The organism is Bacillus sp. 16GRE42 (genome assembly GCF_019837435.1).
Taxonomy (GTDB): domain Bacteria; phylum Bacillota; class Bacilli; order Bacillales; family Bacillaceae_G; genus Bacillus_A; species Bacillus_A wiedmannii.
This window is the reverse complement of record NZ_JADAXF010000001.1, coordinates 1,383,823-1,401,202: the sequence shown is the minus strand read 5'-3', so window position 1 is coordinate 1,401,202 and position 17,380 is coordinate 1,383,823. Positions and strand designations below refer to the sequence as shown.

The following is a 17,380-nucleotide window of genomic DNA, read 5'->3' as shown; positions in this document are numbered from 1 at the left end:
ATGCTGTAAAAAATTTTATACAAATGTGAAATGACACTGTCAATTTTTTTGACAATATTGAATGGATATAGCAACTAAATTGAAAATAAATAAAAAATGCGTTGCTTATAAGCAACGCATTTTTTTATTTACGCTTTAATTTCATTACAGTATCAGCATCAGGTGTTACATATACGGTTTGCTGATTGTCGTACGTAACAAAACCAAGTTTTGCACCACTCGGTTTTTTGACATGGCGTATTTTAGTGAAATCTACAGGAACAGAACTAGAATCTTTTGCTTTACTGAAATAGGCAGCGATTTTAGCAGCTTCTAACACAGTTTCTTCGGTAGGTTCAAGAGAACGAATGACAACATGAGACCCAGGGATATCTTTCGTATGTAACCAAATTTCATCACGACGGGCAAACTTCGTTGTTAAATAATCATTTTGCTTGTTGTTTTTACCGACGAAAATTTCTGTGCCATCACTTGCTAAATATTTGTCCAATACTGGTTTAGTAGGCTTTTTCTTTGCGTTTTTCGTTTTACGATTACGCATATAACCTTCTTCAGCTAATTCCTCACGAATTTCTTCAATATCTTTTGAAGAAGCAGCTTCCATTTGTTGAAGTAAGCTATCAAAATAAAGAATTTCTTCATTTGTTTTTTCAATTTGTTCTTCTACAACAACAACTGAATTTTTCGCTTTTTGGTACTTTTGGAAATAGCGTTGCGCATTGTCAGATGGTGTTTTTAAAGGATCTAATGTAATTTTTACAGTTCCGCCATTTTCGTCGTAATAGTTAACGACTTCAATATCTTTATCACCTTTTTTCAAAGCGTACATATTGGCTGTAAGTAGTTCTCCAAATAGTTGATATTTATCTGCTTTTCCGGCATCCTGTAATGTTTTTTCTAGTTTAATGAGTTTCTTCACATTTTTATTTTTTTCGTTTTGCATAAAGCGCTCTAAATCATAAGCTTGTTGTTTTACACGGTCGCGCTCTGCTTTTCCGAAAAAGAAACGGTCTAGCAATTCACTAACAGATGAAAATATCTTACCTTCTCCTTGCAAGTGTGCAAGAGGGAAAAGATAAAAGAATTCTTTCCCATTTGAAGTAGTCATTGTTGGTGAATATGTATGAGTTAGTAATGGTTTTTGTATGGAGAAAAATGCGTCCGCTAATGCTTTTTCATTTACCATACCTGCTTTTTTCACTACTTCTTTTGCGAATAACGGCGATATTCCCGTAAAGGTGCCGACAAGCTGTTTATCCATGTTTCCAGATAGAAAGTCTAGCGGTCTAATAAATTCATCATTTGTTTCAATCTGAAGTGGGTTAATTTTATGTTGTGCTGGTGGTGCAATATATTCAGCTCCAGCGTATACAGTTCGATGGCGGTTTACTGCTAAAGAAACGTGTTTTAAGCTATCTAAAATATTGTTTGTTTTTGTGTCTACCAAAATGATGTTACTATGTCGTCCCATTATTTCAATTACTAATGTTTTTAGCGATTCATCACCAATTTCATTTCTGCTACGAACGGTGATTTGAATAATGCGCTCTAAATCAATTTGTTCAATTTTTTCAATGAAACCACCTTCTAGATGCTTGCGGAGAAGCATACAAAACATTGGCGGAAGTGCAGGTGAATCGTAATTTTGATTTGTTAAGTGTAAACGTGCATATGTCGGATGAGCGGAAAGAATTAGTTTTTGATTTTTTCCGTTTGCTCGAATATGTAATAAAATCTCGTATTTTGAAGGTTGATATATTTTGGAAATTCTTCCTGTGTAAAGAGAATTTGCAATTTCATGTGTAATTGCTCTTGTAAATAATCCATCGAATGCCATAAATGAACACTCCTTTCTAACTAAAAGTTAATTATAGCATTTTTTTGGACGAGGCTGAATAAGCTTTCAATAGAGTATGTCTGGAATCAGGAGGTCGATAGCGGGATGAACTGGTATGGAATGCGCGCACACGAAGTGGAAGAAAGAACGAATACGAATGTGAAGGTTGGACTTACAGAGAAGGAAGCAGAAGGGCGAATAAAAAAATTTGGTACAAATGAATTAGATGAAGCCAAAAGGCCTTCTGCACTGATGGTATTTTTGGCGCAGTTTAAAGATTTTATGGTACTTGTTTTATTTGGTGCAACAGTAGTTTCGGCTTTTTTAGGGGAATACATTGATTCTATTGCGATTGTTGCGATTGTTATTATCAATGGTATTCTTGGCTTTTTTCAAGAAAGAAAGGCTGAAAAATCACTGGAAGCTTTAAAAGAGCTAGCCGCCCCGCAAGTTACTGTAATGCGGAATGGAAAGTGGGTAAAAGCACCGTCTAAAGCACTTGTTTTAGGTGATATCATTAAATTTTCTAGTGGTGATCGTATTGGGGCGGATGTACGTCTTGTTGAGGCATCAAGTTTATATATCGAAGAATCAGCTTTGACAGGAGAGTCAGTACCGGTGCAGAAGAAGGTAGAAGCTCTGCAGGGGCAAGATGTTTCAATTGGTGATCAAAAAAATATGGCTTTTATGGGTACGATGATTACACGAGGAGCTGGAACAGGGGTCGTTGTAGCAACTGGTATGAATACAGCGATGGGCCAAATTGCAAATATGTTACAAAATGCAGAGCAAATGGAAACACCACTGCAAAGAAGATTAGAGCAACTCGGGAAAATATTAATTATTGTGGCTCTTATTTTGACAGCGCTTGTCGTATTAGCCGGTGTGTATCAAGGGAATGAAGTGTACCATATGTTTTTAGCAGGCGTGTCGCTAGCTGTTGCTGCTATTCCTGAAGGATTACCAGCAATCGTTACAGTAGCTTTATCGCTTGGTGTACAGCGTATGATTAAAAAGAGAGCAATTGTAAGGAAGTTACCAGCGGTAGAAACGTTAGGGTGCGCTTCTGTTATATGTTCTGATAAAACAGGAACAATGACGCAAAACAAAATGATGGTAACACATATGTGGTCAGGTGGAGAGTTATGGAAAGTGACGGGTCAAGGGTATGAACCTAATGGCTCTTTTTTGAAAGGTGAAAAAGAATGTGATCCAGCTAAAACAAAAGCATTGTATCAACTACTCACATTTGGTTCACTATGTAATAACGCAAATATTATTCAAAAGAAAAAGGCGTATGTATTAGATGGAGATCCAACTGAGGGAGCACTAGTAGCTGCAGCAATGAAGGCGGGGATAACGCGTGAGGCACTGAAAGGGAAATTTGAAATCATTCGTGAATTTCCATTCGATTCAACTCGAAAAATGATGAGTGTTATTGTGCGAGATAGAGAGGGGAAAAAGTTTCTTGTTACGAAGGGAGCACCAGATGTCCTCCTGCAAATGAGTCAAACGATTTTATGGGGGGATAAGCAACAACCGATAAGTGAGTTGTATAGAAAAGAAGTACAGGCGGCTATTCATAGTTTAGGTAGTCAAGCGCTTCGAACAATTGCAGTTGCATTTAAGCCATTAAAAGTAACAGATTCTATTGAACATGAAAGAGACGTTGAAAAAGATTTTATGTTGGTCGGGATACAGGGAATGATTGATCCGCCAAGACCAGAGGTAGAACAGGCTGTAAAAGAGTGCAGAGAAGCTGGTATTCGAACAGTGATGATAACAGGAGATCATAAAGTGACAGCAATGGCAATTGCGGAACAATTAGGGGTTTTACCACCTGGTGGACGTGTTGTTGAAGGAGTAGAACTCGCGAATATGGATGTAGAGGAACTAGAAAGTGTTGTAGAAGACACGTATGTATTTGCTCGAGTATCACCTGAACATAAATTGAAAATTGTTAAGGCGTTGCAAAATAAAGGGCATATAGTAGCGATGACAGGTGATGGAGTAAACGATGCTCCGGCTATAAAAACAGCGGATATTGGGATAGCGATGGGAATTACAGGGACAGACGTTGCGAAAGAAGCGTCTTCTCTTGTTTTGCTAGATGATAACTTTGCTACGATTAAATCAGCAATTAAAGAAGGTAGAAATATATACGAGAATATACGTAAGTTTATCCGTTATTTATTAGCATCGAACGTAGGAGAAATTTTAGTCATGTTATTTGCAATGTTACTTGCATTACCGCTGCCGATGGTTCCCATTCAAATTTTATGGGTGAACTTAGTTACTGACGGATTACCGGCGATGGCATTAGGATTGGATAAGGCGGAAGGAGACGTGATGAAGAGAACGCCGCGTCATCCGAAAGAAGGGGTATTTGCTAGAGGGCTTGCCTGGAAAATTATAAGTCGTGGCTTTCTAATTGGAGCAGTGACGTTAGTGGCGTTTATTATTGCATATAATCAACATCCAAATGAATTGAAATATGCACAAACTGTGGCGTTTGCGACGTTGGTACTTGCACAACTTATTCATGTATTTGACTGCCGAAGTGAACATTCTATCTTCCACCGTAATCCGTTTGGGAACGTGTATTTAGTAGGAGCGGTTATCATTTCTTTACTGTTAATGTTAGTGGTTATATATTACCCACCGCTACAACCGATCTTTAGTACAATGCCAATACAAGCGAGAGATTGGTTGTTAATTGGAGGTTTGTCATCAATTCCGACCTTCTTATTAGTAGGTTCTTTATTAACAGGGAAAAAGGGGAAGAAGGAAAAGCCAATATTATATAAGAAGGGATTAAACTTGAAATAGTCAATGATATGAAAATGTGATATAATTTACAGAAGGTAGTAGAGCCTTGTCTCTATTACCTTTTTCATTGAGTTATTTCATGGCTTGGATGTGATAAAAATGATTTGTAGTATGACAGGATTTGGAAGATCGAAAGTAGAAAATGATACTTTTCAAATTACAGTAGAAATGAAATCGGTGAACCACCGTTTTCTAGAGATGAGTATTCGACTTCCGAAGCAAATGATGATATTTGAGGACAAAATTCGTAAAATAATTGCAGAACAAGTTCGGCGTGGACGCATTGAAGTGTCTATTAGTATAACGGGTGAAGGACTTGTTGAAAGAAAATTAAGTGTGAATTGGTCGCTTCTTGAGCAGTACCAATTGATTATGGAAGATATAAAAGGAAAATTTCAATTACAAGATTCTATTACACTTCAGCAATTAATGGAAATGCCAGAAGTAACAGCGATTGAAGAAGTAGAAAATGTAAATGAACAATTTGAGAACGGTTTATATGAGGCTGTTCGCCAAGCTGCTCATATGTTAAAAACGATGAGAGATGGCGAAGGAGAACGATTACATAAAGATATAGCGTATCGTTTACAAGAGATTCACAATTGTGTAAATGCAATTATTCCGCATGTACCGATTGTTACACAAAAATATCGTGAACGATTAGAAAATCGCTTAAAAGAATTACATAATCAAGATCTAGATGAACAAAGATTGTTAACAGAAGTCGCAATCTTTGCAGAGCGTTGTGATATTCACGAAGAGTTAGTTCGTTTGCAAAGTCATTTAGAGCAATTTCGTGAAACACTGCAGATTGAAGAGCCTGTTGGAAGGAAAATGGATTTCATCGTGCAAGAGATGCATAGAGAAATTAATACGATTGGTTCTAAGGCAAATGACTTAACAATTTCAAAATATGTTGTAGAAATGAAAAATAACCTTGAAAAAATTCGTGAACAAGTACAAAATATTGAGTAGCTTTCAAAAAATATATAAAGTTATACGTGGTGGAGAAATCGGATAGACTTACTAGGAGGCGCAAACTATGGCCATGCGGTTTTTAAATATTGGATACGGAAATATTGTATCTGCTCATCGAATTATTGCTATTGTAAGTCCGGAGTCAGCTCCTATTAAACGAACAGTACAGGAAGCACGCGAACATAATGCTTTGCTTGATGCTACGTATGGGAGAAAAACAAGGGCGGTTATTGTTATGGATGATGGGCATGTGGTATTAAGTCCAATTCAGCCAGAGACGATTGCACATCGTTTGAATAATAAAGAAGATTTAAGTGAGGAAGGGTAGGTTTTACATATTTATGAGAAGTAGAAGAGGATTGCTCATCGTTCTTTCAGGACCTTCTGGGGTTGGTAAAGGAACGGTTCGAAAAGAGCTATTTAGTCATGAGGATACACGTTTTCAGTACTCCATTTCAGTAACGACACGTAAGCCACGTGAAGGTGAAGTTGATGGTGTGGATTATTTCTTTAAAGAGAGAGAAGAATTTGAGGAAATGATTCGTAATGAAAAATTACTTGAGTGGGCTGAGTTCGTAGGTAATTATTACGGAACACCAATCGACTATGTTGAAAAAACATTACAAGAAGGAAAAGATGTATTCTTAGAAATTGAAGTGCAAGGAGCAATTCAAGTTAAGAAAGCTTTCCCAGAAGGTGTATTTATTTTCTTAGCACCTCCAAGTTTATCTGAACTAAAGAACCGTATTGTCGGCCGTGGTACAGAAACTGAAGATGTTATTGAAAATCGTTTAACGGTAGCGAAAGAAGAAATCGAAATGATGGACGCTTACGACTATGTTGTAGAAAACGATCAAGTTGAATTAGCTTGTGAAAGAATTAAAGCAATTGTGGTTGGTGAACATTGCCGCCGCGAAAGAGTAGCAAAATATTATAAAGAAATGACGGAGGGTCTATAATTATGTTAAATCCATCAATTGATTCATTATTAACAAAAATCGATTCTAAATATACACTTGTAACAGTAGCTGCAAAACGTGCGCGTGAAATGCAACTTGCTGATAACTGTGTTATCGAGCAACCTGTTTCTCATAAATGTGTAGGTAAATCATTAGAAGAAATCGATGCAGAAGTATTAAAATATGTACCAAGCGAAGACAAAATCATCGATTAAGGCATTCTTTTCGACAAATTAAAACATAGACTTTATAATTTTCTATGTAACGGTAACAACCTATTTACAAGTAGGTTGTTATTTTTTTACGATAGGGAAGAAATATTGGTACTGACGAGCTGGGAATTCTGTTTCAGTATTATAAGTTTGAAAAAGAAAGAGGACGAGCCATATGCTAAAAGGGAAAAAGATACTTCTATGTGTAACAGGAGGCATTGCGGTCTTTAAAGCGGCTGCGTTAACTAGTAAATTGACACAAGCTGGTGCTATTGTAAAAGTAATGATGAGTGAGTCTGCAATGAAGTTTGTTACGCCTCTTACATTTCAAGCACTTTCTCGCCATGACGTATATACAGATACATTCGATGAGAAAGACTCGGCTGTTATTGCACATATCGATTTAGCAGATTGGGCAGATGTAGTACTTGTTGCACCTGCTACTGCCAATTGTATTGGAAAGTTAGCTGGTGGTATTGCAGACGATATGATTACAACTACTTTGTTAGCTACTACAGCCCCAGTGTGGATTGCACCTGCTATGAATGTGCATATGTATGAAAATAAAATTGTACAAAAAAATATGATGACGTTAAAAACGTTAGGATATACATTTATTGAGCCTGGAGAAGGTTTTTTAGCGTGTGGTTATGTTGCGAAGGGAAGACTAGAAGAACCAGAAGCAATTATTGCACGGTTAGAAGAGGCTTTTTCAGAACAAAAACCATTGCAAGGAAAAAAAATATTAATAACTGCCGGCCCAACTCGTGAAAAGATTGATCCAGTGCGTTTTATGACCAATTTTTCTTCTGGGAAAATGGGATATGCAATTGCGGAAGTGGCAGCGAACTTAGGTGCTGATGTCATACTTGTTTCGGGACCGACAGCATTAAACCCACCATTACATGTAAATACGGTACAAGTGGAATCTGCACAAGATATGTTAGAAGTAGTTCTGCAACAGTATCAAAACGTAGATGTTGTCATTAAAACAGCAGCAGTTGCAGATTATCGCCCGAAATATGTTCATGATAATAAAATGAAAAAGAAAAATGGTGATGCTGTAATCGAACTCGAGAGAACAGTAGATATTTTAAAAACGTTAGGTGAGATGAAGGATAAACAGTTACTTATCGGTTTTGCGGCTGAAACGACAAAGGTAGAGGAATACGCGACAAAAAAATTACGTGAGAAAAATGCGAATATGATTGTTGCGAACGATGTAAAGGCACAAGGAGCTGGATTTGGTACAGATACAAACATTGTAACAATGTATAGAAAAGATGGAGAAGTTATCGAGTTACCACTTTTAACGAAGAAAGAGGTTGCTCGTGAAATATTAAAGCAAATTGAAATGATGTTAGAAGATGATCGTCTATGAAATTTGCAAGTGTAATTGTTGATGTACCTGCACGTCAGACAGATCGACCATTTGATTATATTATCCCTAAAAAGTGGGAAGATATTGTCCAGACAGGCATGCGTGTAGTAGTTCCATTTGGCCCAAGGAAATTGCAAGGCTTTATTATTGGGATCAAAGATTCGGCTGAAGTAGAAAGTAAGAAGCTAAAGACAATCCATGAAATATTAGATGTAACACAAGTTTTAAACGAGGAATTATTAAAGCTTGGATATTGGCTTACAAGCGAAACGTTATGTTATATGATTTCAGCCTTTCAAGTCATGCTTCCAACGGCGATAAAAGCTACGTATAAAAAGCGTCTACAACTTCGTAAACAAGAAGAAGTAGCACCTGAACTACTGTTTTTATTTCAAGACAAAGAAGCGATAGATTGGGAAGCTATTGAGACGCAGCCGCATCTATACCGAACGATTCAACAAGAAATTAAAAATGGCACGATTGAAGTTGTTTATCAGGTAAAAGATAAAGTGCAAAAGAAGAAACAAAGAGTCGTTCAACCTGAGTTGTCAGAAGATCGATTGGAATTAGCAGCATTTGAACTGAAAAGTAAAAAACAACAAGATGTACTCTATTATTTTGTGGAAAATTATAAAAGTGTGCCGTTGAAAGTGATAACAGAAGAGTTGCAAATAACAGACGCTCCGATTAAGGCACTTGTTAAAAAGGGGCTAATTTCAGAAAAATATGTGGAAGTGTACCGAAATCCGTATGACGATGATGATTTTGAACAAACGAAACCATTCCCACTTACGGAGGAACAACAGCAAGTTATTGCACCGATTTTATCATCAATTACAAATGAAACTTACAATCCATTTTTACTATATGGTGTTACAGGAAGCGGAAAAACAGAAGTATATTTACAATCTATAGCAGCGGTGCTCGCGAAAGGGAAAGAAGCTATTGTGCTTGTTCCTGAAATTGCACTAACGCCTCAAATGGTAGATCGTTTTAAAGGCAGATTTGGCTCGCAAGTTGCGGTTCTTCATAGTGCGCTGTCTGTTGGAGAAAAATATGATGAATGGCGTAAGATTTTAAGAAAAGAAGTGAAAGTTGTAGTTGGTGCACGTTCAGCTGTATTTGCTCCTTTTGAAAATTTAGGGATTATTATTATTGATGAGGAACATGAATCGAGCTATAAGCAAGAAGATAATCCGAGGTATCATGCAAGGGATGTAGCTGTGTGGAGGGGGCAATATCATAAATGTCCTATCGTTCTTGGTAGTGCAACACCGACACTTGAATCGTTTGCAAGAGCGAAAAAAGGTGTGTATGAATTACTAACGATGGAAAAACGTATGAATAAACAAGCTTTACCAACAGTAGAGATTGTTGATATGCGTGAGGAACTTCGTGACGGGAATCGTTCCATGTTTTCGAAGGCATTGCATGAAAAAATAGCAGATCGATTAGAAAAGAAAGAACAGATGGTGCTCTTTTTAAATAGAAGAGGTCATTCTACATTTGTTATGTGCCGTGATTGTGGGTATGTTGTACAATGTCCGCACTGTGATATCTCGCTGACATATCATAAAATGAACCATCGTTTAAAATGTCATTACTGCAGTCACGAAGAGAATATGCCGACTGAGTGTCCTGCTTGTCAAAGTACATATATTCGTTTCTTTGGTACAGGTACACAAAAGGTAGAAGAAGAAATTACAAAACTATTTCCAGAGGCACGAGTCATTCGAATGGATGTAGATACGACAAGTCGCAAAGGAATGCATGAAAAATTATTAAAGGCGTTCGGGGAAGAAAAAGCAGATATACTACTTGGAACACAAATGATTGCGAAAGGGTTAGATTTTCCTAAAGTAACGCTTGTCGGGGTTTTAACTGCAGATACGATGCTTCACTTACCTGATTTTCGAGCGAGTGAAAAGACGTATCAGTTATTGACGCAAGTAAGTGGACGAGCAGGCAGACATGAATTGCCAGGGGAAGTTATAATTCAAACGTATACACCAGAACATTACAGTATAGAGTTAGCAAAGAACCAACAATATGATGTGTTTTTTGACCAAGAAATGCAAATGAGACGAACAAGACAATATCCACCTTATTACTATGTTGTACTTGTAACAGTATCGCATCCAGAATTATTAAAGGCAGTGCAAGTGACGGAAAAAATTGTCGGTCATTTACGGGCACACTGCACGCAGCAAACAATGGTGTTAGGACCGGTTGCTTCAGCAATTCCAAGGATAAAAGATAGATATCGTTATCAATGCATGATAAAATACAAACGGGAACCAAACTTAAAGAACGTGCTCAAAATGGTAAATGAACATTATCAAGCAGAAATGCAAAAAGAGCTACAAATCTCAATTGATTTTAATCCAACAATGTTAATGTAGCGGAGGGAAATATGGCAGTTTTAGAAATAGTAAAGCATCCAAATGAAGTGTTAGAAACACCATGCGAAAGAGTAATTAACTTTGATAAAAAGTTAGTGAAATTGTTGAAAGATATGCATGAAACAATGTTAATTGCGGACGGGGTCGGTTTAGCTGCGCCTCAAGTAGGTGTAAGCTTGCAAGTTGCGGTAGTTGATATCGGTGATGATACGGGGAAAATCGAGTTAATCAATCCATCGATACTAGAAAAACGTGGTGAACAAGTAGGTCCCGAAGGCTGTCTAAGCTTCCCGGGACTTTATGGTGAAGTGGAACGTGCGGATTATATTAAAGTACGTGCGCAAAATCGCCGAGGTAAAGTATTTTTACTAGAAGCAGAAGGATTTTTAGCACGTGCAATTCAACATGAAATCGATCATTTACACGGTGTGTTATTTACATCAAAAGTGACAAGATATTATGAGGAAAACGAATTAGAATAGGTATTAAAAGGAGCGGTTTTTAAATGATAAAAGTAGTATTTATGGGAACACCGGACTTTTCAGTGCCGGTGCTTCGTCGTCTTATCGAAGATGGCTATGATGTAATAGGTGTTGTGACGCAGCCCGATCGTCCGGTAGGTAGAAAAAAAGTATTAACACCTACACCTGTTAAAGTTGAAGCAGAAAAACATGGTATTCCGGTGTTACAACCGTTAAGAATTCGTGAAAAAGACGAATATGAACAAGTCTTGGCATTAGAGCCAGATTTAATTGTAACAGCTGCTTTCGGTCAGATTGTACCAAATGAAATTTTAGAAGCACCGAAGTATGGATGTATTAACGTCCATGCGTCTTTACTACCTGAACTTCGTGGTGGTGCACCAATCCATTATGCAATTATGGAAGGTAAAGAAAAAACGGGTATTACAATTATGTATATGGTAGAGAAATTGGATGCTGGTGATATCTTAACGCAAGTAGAAGTCGAGATTGAAGAGCGTGAAACGACAGGCTCTTTATTCGATAAGTTAAGTGAAGCAGGGGCACACCTTCTATCTAAAACAGTACCTTTATTAATTCAAGGTAAGTTAGAACCAATTAAACAAAACGAAGAAGAAGTAACGTTTGCATATAATATAAAACGTGAGCAAGAGAAAATTGATTGGACAAAAACAGGTGAAGAAGTATACAATCACATTCGCGGATTGAATCCATGGCCAGTCGCTTATACGACTTTGGCAGGACAAGTTATTAAAGTATGGTGGGGAGAAAAGGTCTCTATTACAGAGAAAGCTGAACCAGGTACAATAGTAGCTCTTGAAGAAGATGGATTTGTTGTTGCAACAGGGAATGAGACAGGTGTTAAAATCACTGAATTGCAACCTTCTGGTAAAAAACGTATGAGTTGTTCGCAATTTTTACGTGGCACAAAACCTGAAATTGGAACGAAGTTAGGAGAAAATGCATGAGACAAAATGTTCGTGAGTTAGCTCTTGATGGCTTAATTCAAGTAGAAAAAAGTGGTGCATACAGTAACTTACTTTTAAATAATCTAATTGAAAAAAATGCAATTGATAGAAAAGATATTGGTTTGTTAACTGAAATTGTATATGGAACGATTCAACGTCGTGACACATTAGATTATTATTTACAGCCTTTTTTAAAAAAGAAGGTTGAGGCGTGGGTAAGAGTATTACTTCGCTTATCTTTATATCAAATGATTTATTTAGACCGAGTGCCAGAAAGAGCGGCTATTCATGAAGCAGTTGAAATTGCAAAGCGTCGCGGGCATAAAGGGATTGCTGGTATGGTAAACGGGGTATTACGTTCGATTCAGAGAGAAGGGGTACCTTCTGTAGATGAAATCAAGGATCCAATAGAACGTTTGGCAATTGCAACAAGTCATCCAATGTGGCTTGTGCAAGACTGGGCTTCTGAATATGGTTTAGAGACAGCAGAGAAAATGTGTGAAGTGAACATGTTACCTCCGGTACCAACAGCGCGTGTAAATGTTGATAAAATAACAGTAGAAGAAGCAATTGAGTTGTTGGCTGGTGAAGGTATAGAAGCGAAGCGCGGCGATTTATCAGAGGATGCAATTCAAATTGAAAGAGGGAATGTAGCGCATACAGATGCGTTCAAAAAAGGTTTTCTTTCTATTCAAGATGAAAGTTCTATGCTTGTAGCACGCGCTTTAGAACCGAATGAGGGAGATGTAGTTCTTGATAGTTGTGCTGCTCCGGGCGGAAAGACAACGCACATTGCAGAGCGATTAAAAGGAACAGGTCAAGTTATGTCTCTTGATTTACATGCACACAAAGTACGTTTAATTAAACAACAAGCAGAGAGACTTGGTCTAGAAAATGTCGAAACAAAAGCACTAGATGCTAGAAAAGTGCAAGAACACTTTGCGAATGAAACATTTGATAAAATATTAGTAGATGCACCATGTTCTGGATTTGGTGTGATTAGACGTAAACCTGATATTAAGTTAGGTAAAAATAAAGGCGATAGTGAAAGATTATCGACGATTCAACTTGCAATACTAGAAAAAATAGCACCGTTATTAAAACAAGGTGGTCGCCTTGTTTATAGTACGTGCACAATAGAAAAAATAGAAAATGAACAAGTAATAAAGCAATTTTTACAAGAGCATCCTGAATTTGAATGGGATACTACGATAAAAGATCGCATGCCAGAAAAGTTAAATCCGCATATTGATGAAGGTCAAGTGCGAATTTTACCGCATTATTTTGCAACAGATGGCTTTTATATTGCTTGTTTAAGGAAGAAGGTGTAGCATCGTGGAAACGACTGTGAGAAAACAAAAGAAAAATCTAGAAACGAAGAAACCATCAATTTATTCTTTACAACTTCATGAAATGCAAGATTGGTTAAAGGAACAAGGAGAACCTAAATTCCGTGCAGGACAAATCTTTGATTGGCTATATAAAAAACGTGTAAAAAATTATGACGACATGTCGAATCTTTCTAAAGGATTACGCGATAAATTGTCGAATTCCTTTGATATTACTACTTTAAATACATTGGTAAAACAAACATCTTCTGATGGAACAATTAAATTCTTATTCCAATTATATGATGGTTATTCTATTGAAACAGTGTTAATGCGACACGAATATGGAAATTCTATTTGTGTAACAACACAGGTTGGATGCCGTATCGGTTGTACGTTCTGTGCATCTACACTTGGTGGGTTAAAACGAAACTTAGAGGCTGGAGAGATTGTAGCGCAAGTAGTAGAAGTGCAACGTGCACTTGATGAAACAGAAGAACGTGTAAGTTCGCTTGTTGTTATGGGAATTGGAGAGCCGTTTGATAATTACGACAACTTAATGTCATTCTTACGCATTGTAAACCATGAAAAAGGAATTCATATTGGTGCAAGACATATGACAGTTTCAACAAGTGGAATTGTTCCAAAAATTTATAAGTTCGCTGAAGAAGATATGCAAATTAATTTTGCGATTTCATTGCATTCTGCAAATACAGAGTTACGTTCAAAATTAATGCCGATTAACCGTGCTTATAAGCTACCAGACTTAATGGAAGCTGTTAAATACTATGTAAATAGAACAGGGCGTCGTATTACGTTTGAATATGGCTTATTTGGAGGAGAAAATGACCAAGTTGAGCAAGCTGAAGAACTTGCTGCGCTTTTAAAAGGTGTAAAATGTCATGTAAACTTAATTCCGGTAAACTACGTACCTGAACGTGATTATGTACGTACGCCACGTGAACAAATTTTCTTATTTGAAAAAACGTTAAAAGATCGTGGAGTGAATGTAACAATTCGCCGTGAACAAGGTCATGATATTGATGCAGCCTGCGGTCAGTTACGTGCGAAGGAGCGTAAAGAAGAGACGAGGTGACGAGATGAAAGCCGTGTTTCTATCAGATAAAGGAAAAGTTCGTCAACATAATGAAGATAGTGCAGGAGTTTTTCACAATTTAGATGGAAATATTTTAGCGGTAGTAGCAGATGGAATGGGAGGTCATCGAGCTGGTGATGTAGCTAGCTCGATGACCATTCAATTATTCCATGATTATTGGAAGCAAACGCATAATATGAATGAACCAAAAAAAGTAGAAGAGTGGTTACATACGAGTGTTGGGATTATTAATGAGCGTATATATGAGTACTCTAAGCAACATGTAGAATGTAATGGTATGGGAACAACACTTATAATAGCGATTTGTACGCCAAACTTTGTGACAATAGGTCATATAGGAGATAGTCGTTGTTATATGGTATCAGAGGGAGAAATCTCGCTTGTAACGGAAGATCACTCACTTGTAAATGAACTTGTGAGACATGGTGAAATTTCAAAAGAAGACGCAGAATATCACCCGAAAAAGAATGTTTTGTTAAGGGCATTAGGAACAGAAGAAAAAGTCGGATTAGATGTTAAAACATTGGTGCTTGAGGAAGATGATCAGTTACTTCTTTGCTCTGATGGGTTATCTAACAAAGTTTCTATTGCTGATATGCAACAAATTTTACAGTTAAATGAACAGCTTGAAACTAAGGGACAACGTCTCATTCAATTGGCGAATGATCGTGGCGGGGAAGATAATATCACCCTTGTTCTTATTGATTATGCGGGTTCGACAAACGAAAGTAGGTGAAGTGCAACGTGCTGATTGGAAAACGCTTAAATGACCGTTATAAGCTGCTGAAAATGATTGGTGGTGGTGGAATGGCCAATGTGTATTTAGCTCATGATGATATACTTGGCCGAGATGTAGCGGTAAAAATATTAAGACTCGACTATTCAAATAACGAAGAGTTTATTAAACGTTTCCATCGAGAAGCGCAGTCTGTTACAACGTTGTCGCATCCAAATATTGTGAATATGTATGATGTCGGAGAAGAAGATGGTATATATTATCTTGTAATGGAGTATGTACCAGGACAAACATTGAAGCAATACATAATTGAGCGAGGGATGTTACCTATAGGAGAAGCTCTTGATATTATGGAGCAGTTAACATCCGCCATGGCACACGCCCATCATTTTGAAATTGTGCACCGTGATATTAAACCGCACAATATTTTAATTCGAGCTGATGGAGTAATAAAAGTAACAGATTTTGGAATTGCGACAGCTACAAGTGCAACAACAATTACACATACAAATTCGGTACTCGGTTCGGTGCATTACTTATCACCAGAACAAGCACGCGGCGGGATAGCAAATAAACAATCAGATATTTATTCCCTAGGAATCGTTATGTTTGAGTTGTTAACAGGAAGACAACCGTTTTCTGGCGAATCTGCTGTTGCTATAGCTTTAAAACATTTACAAAGTGAAATTCCGTCTCCAAAAAGATGGAATGAAAATATTCCGCAAAGTGTCGAAAATATTATATTAAAGGCAACTGCGAAAGATCCGTTTCACCGATATCAATCTGCCAATGCGATGAAACGAGATATTGAAACTGCGTTATATCCAGAGAGGGTAAATGAGCAGCCATTTTACATACCGGAAGATATGGAAGCGACAAAAGCGATTCCAATTATTCAACAAGAACAATTATTCCAAAATGTAACTGATGAAACAATTGTTTTAAAAGGAAGTAAAGTGGATGAGCAGACAAGAAAAGAAGAAACGGATTTAAATAAGAAGAAAAAACGAAGTAATAAATGGCTCAAAATTTTAATTACAACATTTTTACTTTTAGCGATTGGAATAACGTTAGCGCTTACTGTTGTTCCAGGATTCTTTATTCCAAAAGATGTAAAAGTCCCTGATGTGGCTGGTATGAAATATACGACAGCAGTAAATACATTAGTTGAAAAGGGTTTTGAGATTACGGAACCTAATATTGTATATACAGATGATGTTGAAACCGGTGATGTGATAAAAACAGACCCCGTAGCAGGAAGAGTCGTGAAAGAAAACTCTAAAATTACTATCTATCAATCAGGTGGAAAAAAGAAAAGTAAGATGAGTGATCTCACAGGAAAAGATTTTGAGAGTATAAGGAATGAATTAGAAGAAAAATATAAGCAAGTTACAATAAATTTTATTGAAAATGATAGGCCAAAAGGTGAAATCGTAGAGCAAATTCCGACGCCTGATCAAATGGTAGTAGAGGCGGAACAAGAACTAAAAATTTGGGTAAGTAAAGGTCCTTATCAAATTAGACCAGGTGATTTTTCAGGATGGACTGAAAATAGCGTAAATGGTTATTTGAATGAGAGAAAACTAACTCCAGATATAAAACGAGAGTATTCCGATACTGTTGATAAAGGACTTGTAATTTCGCAATCTCCAAAACCAGGAACGCCGTTAAAAGAAGGAGATAAAGTGACGATTATCATTTCAGAGGGGCCTAAGCCGAAAGTAACGAAAACAGTGAAAGTGGATAATATTTCTATTCCGTATGAGTCTTCTATAATTGGTGAGAAAAAACCGCAAACAATAGAAATTTATAAAGAAGATATGCAACAAAAAATGGATAGACCAATTGAAACTAGAACAATTTCAGAGTCGGCAACTATTTCTTTAGAATTTGTAATTCAAGAAGGTACAAAAGGACACTATAAAATTGTACGAGATGGTGTAACGATTATCGACAAAGAAGTACCATACCCAACTCAATAATAATGACTTCCATTTTCTTTCTAGAGGGGATGGAATGTATTACTCTTGCCTGTTATGCTGTCTACATATAGTGGACTGTATAACAGGCAAAAATATATGATTCAAAAAGCTATAAAAGTGATACTGTTATAAATAATATTTTAAATTTGATGGTAGATTAAATATATTA

The 17,380-nt window shown here is 37.0% G+C and carries 14 protein-coding genes; 13 read left to right on the top strand and 1 reads right to left on the bottom strand.

Annotated features, from left to right (window positions below; genetic code table 11):
• Nucleotides 1-124: 124 nt before the first annotated feature.
• Nucleotides 125-1,837 carry an Rqc2 family fibronectin-binding protein gene (locus tag ILS93_RS07135; RefSeq protein ID WP_222660256.1) on the bottom strand — a complete coding sequence of 571 codons (1,713 nt, stop codon included), beginning with the start codon at nucleotides 1,835-1,837 and terminating at the stop codon, nucleotides 125-127.
• Nucleotides 1,838-1,942: 105 nt separating this feature from the next.
• Between ILS93_RS07135 and ILS93_RS07130 the strand changes: the two genes are divergently transcribed.
• The 13 genes from ILS93_RS07130 (at nucleotide 1,943) to prkC (ending at nucleotide 17,211) form a co-directional block, all read left to right on the top strand.
• Entirely contained in the window at nucleotides 1,943-4,666 is a 2,724-nt protein-coding gene (locus ILS93_RS07130) for a calcium-translocating P-type ATPase, SERCA-type (protein WP_064474992.1), read from the top strand.
• 99 nt (nucleotides 4,667-4,765) lie between these two features.
• Nucleotides 4,766-5,641: a YicC/YloC family endoribonuclease gene (locus ILS93_RS07125; RefSeq protein ID WP_064474993.1), complete on the top strand. Its 876-nt coding sequence runs from the start codon at nucleotides 4,766-4,768 to the stop codon at nucleotides 5,639-5,641.
• Nucleotides 5,642-5,708: 67 nt separating this feature from the next.
• Nucleotides 5,709-5,972, top strand: a complete 264-nt coding sequence (gene remA / locus ILS93_RS07120) for an extracellular matrix/biofilm regulator RemA (RefSeq protein WP_001251456.1) — start codon at nucleotides 5,709-5,711, stop codon at nucleotides 5,970-5,972.
• 13 nt (nucleotides 5,973-5,985) lie between these two features.
• Nucleotides 5,986-6,603 carry a guanylate kinase gene (gene gmk / locus ILS93_RS07115; protein WP_001257740.1) on the top strand — a complete coding sequence of 206 codons (618 nt, stop codon included), beginning with the start codon at nucleotides 5,986-5,988 and terminating at the stop codon, nucleotides 6,601-6,603.
• 2 nt (nucleotides 6,604-6,605) lie between these two features.
• Nucleotides 6,606-6,818, top strand: coding sequence for a DNA-directed RNA polymerase subunit omega (gene rpoZ / locus ILS93_RS07110; RefSeq protein WP_000933964.1), 213 nt, complete (start codon nucleotides 6,606-6,608; stop codon nucleotides 6,816-6,818).
• 172 nt (nucleotides 6,819-6,990) lie between these two features.
• Nucleotides 6,991-8,196, top strand: a complete 1,206-nt coding sequence (gene coaBC, locus ILS93_RS07105; protein WP_000911721.1) for a bifunctional phosphopantothenoylcysteine decarboxylase/phosphopantothenate--cysteine ligase CoaBC — start codon at nucleotides 6,991-6,993, stop codon at nucleotides 8,194-8,196.
• On the top strand, nucleotides 8,193-10,598 hold the full coding sequence (gene priA / locus ILS93_RS07100) for a primosomal protein N' (protein ID WP_064474994.1): 2,406 nt from the start codon (nucleotides 8,193-8,195) through the stop codon (nucleotides 10,596-10,598). Before coaBC ends, priA begins: the two co-directional genes overlap by 4 nt.
• Before the next feature lie 11 nt (nucleotides 10,599-10,609).
• Entirely contained in the window at nucleotides 10,610-11,080 is a 471-nt protein-coding gene (gene def / locus ILS93_RS07095; protein ID WP_000279468.1) for a peptide deformylase, read from the top strand.
• A gap of 23 nt (nucleotides 11,081-11,103) precedes the next feature.
• Nucleotides 11,104-12,048 carry a methionyl-tRNA formyltransferase gene (fmt, locus tag ILS93_RS07090; protein WP_000598793.1) on the top strand — a complete coding sequence of 315 codons (945 nt, stop codon included), beginning with the start codon at nucleotides 11,104-11,106 and terminating at the stop codon, nucleotides 12,046-12,048.
• A complete protein-coding gene (gene rsmB, locus ILS93_RS07085; RefSeq protein WP_064474995.1) occupies nucleotides 12,045-13,379 on the top strand; it encodes a 16S rRNA (cytosine(967)-C(5))-methyltransferase RsmB in 1,335 nt (444 codons plus the stop codon). Before fmt ends, rsmB begins: the two co-directional genes overlap by 4 nt.
• 4 nt (nucleotides 13,380-13,383) lie before the next feature.
• Entirely contained in the window at nucleotides 13,384-14,472 is a 1,089-nt protein-coding gene (gene rlmN, locus ILS93_RS07080) for a dual-specificity RNA methyltransferase RlmN (RefSeq protein ID WP_000450539.1), read from the top strand.
• A 4-nt stretch (nucleotides 14,473-14,476) separates the two neighbouring features.
• A complete protein-coding gene (locus ILS93_RS07075) occupies nucleotides 14,477-15,229 on the top strand; it encodes a Stp1/IreP family PP2C-type Ser/Thr phosphatase (RefSeq protein ID WP_000648694.1) in 753 nt (250 codons plus the stop codon).
• An 8-nt stretch (nucleotides 15,230-15,237) separates the two neighbouring features.
• Nucleotides 15,238-17,211, top strand: a complete 1,974-nt coding sequence (prkC, locus tag ILS93_RS07070) for a serine/threonine protein kinase PrkC (RefSeq protein WP_064474996.1) — start codon at nucleotides 15,238-15,240, stop codon at nucleotides 17,209-17,211.
• The last annotated feature ends 169 nt before the right edge of the window (nucleotides 17,212-17,380 follow it).